Raw genomic sequence first — 1,866 nt, 5'->3', positions numbered from 1 at the left:
GGCAGGCCGACTTCGGCGGTGTCGGGCAGATGAGGGTGGCTGGTCGGCCATGTGATGCTGTCGATGGCGTAGAAATAACGGCTGAACATGTTGGTCTTTCTGTGTGAGGTGGCGGACCCTCTTGTCCGTCATCCTCAAGATACCTCTCTCGGCTGCTCGCCTGCATTATTCATCTTCATCGCCATCCTGGAAAGTGCCTGCATGCTTGAATCACCCGTCATGGAATGGTCGGAAGCGCGGTGCCAGATCGACGGAAAACCGAGCCGTTCGAGCGGACGAAGACGGGCAGGTTTCTAGAACGCCTACCATGTCCGCTCGCCGTTCCATCGGGGCTGTCGCCCGAGCATCAGGTTGGCAGCAGTCGAGCAGGCACCATCACCTCGTCGAGGTAGACTTGTCTTGCTCCATGAAGAACAGCGATCTGGGTCGGCACCCGTGGTGTCGAGCCAGTGAAGCTGTTCGCGGTGGGCGCGGACGGGACCGCCAGAGCGGGACCGGCAAGGCCGACGCCTCGAATGACAGCATGAACGTTCATGTCGAACGGTGCCGAGCTTCGCTCGTCCCCGGCCCGTTGGCACTGGTTGCCCCTTGCTGGCGCGGCACGAGGCCGCACCACCAAGCGTCGAACCAGCACCTGCGGGCAAGTTCATGTGGTCGAGGTCGAGGTCGAGGTGGACCAGCACCACTCTCGGCCATCATGTCCGCACTTATCTCTCCATTATTAGAGAGTTTCCTGCGGACACTCGCGCGGGATGATGAGAACGGCAGAAGGACACCGTGAATAATGCGGGGGTGGTGGCGCTCACGTATACTTTGAGCATCACTAACAAGAGTTTGACCATGAAAGTATACTACGACGATTCTCCCACCGGTGTCGGTAAAACCACTCGCGCAATCACCAGCCTCTGCCGTCAACCCTGTAAAGCGCTGTTCATCACCGAACGCAAGAACACCTTCGACGAACTTGAAGGCGAGATGCAACGGATAGCCTTTCAGATGGGCACTCGCCCATTAATACGCCGAATCCATAGCGATCCCGGCAATCGTGGGGGAAGCGTAGTCGAGGAGATCGAAGCCCTGCCCGAGCGCTACGCAGGCTGCTCACACCTGATCGTGATTGCGACGCATGCCGCACTGCTCCGGTCGAACTTTAGCGACTTCACCGGTTGGCGGATCGTCATCGACGAGGTGCCTGCCTTCCTCGACTTTGAGGAGAAGCGCACCCATCTGGACACCAGCTTCTTCGAGCGACACTATGCGCTGGAGCATGTGATCGGACGCTGGCACGCCATCACCCTGACGGAGGCGGGACACGGCATAACGGCAGCAGACATCCGCGCTGACCAGTCTCATGCCCATCTCGGCGTCTTCCACGCGCGCGTGATAGAGGCGAGCCGCCCCGGCGCGAAGCGGGTGGTCTTGAGCAACCTCGCCGACTGGCAGGAGATGGCCGATCGCAAGGTGCAGTGGTGCTGGGCGAGTGTCTTTTCGCTCCGTGAACTCGCCGCGTTTGATCGCGTGGAACTGCTCGGCAACCGGTTCCGCAGCGACATCGGCAGCATCCTCGCTGATTGGCTGGAGGTCGAGGAAGTCCAGTGGGAGGCGCTGCCGCCTCTGACGAGCGCTCGCCGGTTCGAGCATCGACCGCTGACGATCTACTACTTCTTCGATCGGCCCACGTCGAAGTCACTCTTCGGCGAAGATCAGGGGAAGGCCGCGTTGGCGGCGATCGGACAGCATCTCGCTACCGTGCTGCCAAAGGCACATTCGATCTGGACGGCGAACGACACTGCCGAACCCGGCGCACCCACGCCTATAGCGCGACGATCTGGGTGAGAGGTCAGCGACTATCAGGATGAGAACAGA

The 1,866-nt window shown here is 60.6% G+C and carries 2 protein-coding genes; one reads left to right on the top strand and one right to left on the bottom strand.

What is annotated here, in order from left to right; all coding sequences use genetic code 11:
• Positions 1-346: 346 nt before the first annotated feature.
• Positions 347-535 (bottom strand): hypothetical protein, encoded by a 189-nt coding sequence (locus tag LH128_RS33760; protein ID WP_172705026.1) that lies wholly within the window; start codon positions 533-535, stop codon positions 347-349.
• 305 nt (positions 536-840) lie between these two features.
• Here LH128_RS33760 and LH128_RS24405 point away from each other — a divergent pair, with 305 nt between their 5' ends.
• The gene (locus LH128_RS24405; RefSeq protein WP_008832359.1) at positions 841-1,836 is read left to right on the top strand and encodes a DEAD/DEAH box helicase family protein; all 996 of its coding nucleotides are present in this window, start codon (positions 841-843) and stop codon (positions 1,834-1,836) included.
• Positions 1,837-1,866 lie beyond the last annotated feature (30 nt).

Source organism: Sphingomonas sp. LH128 (assembly GCF_000293195.2).
Classification (GTDB): Bacteria; Pseudomonadota; Alphaproteobacteria; order Sphingomonadales; family Sphingomonadaceae; genus Novosphingobium; species Novosphingobium resinovorum_A.
This window is presented reverse-complemented; position numbering and strand designations above follow the sequence as displayed.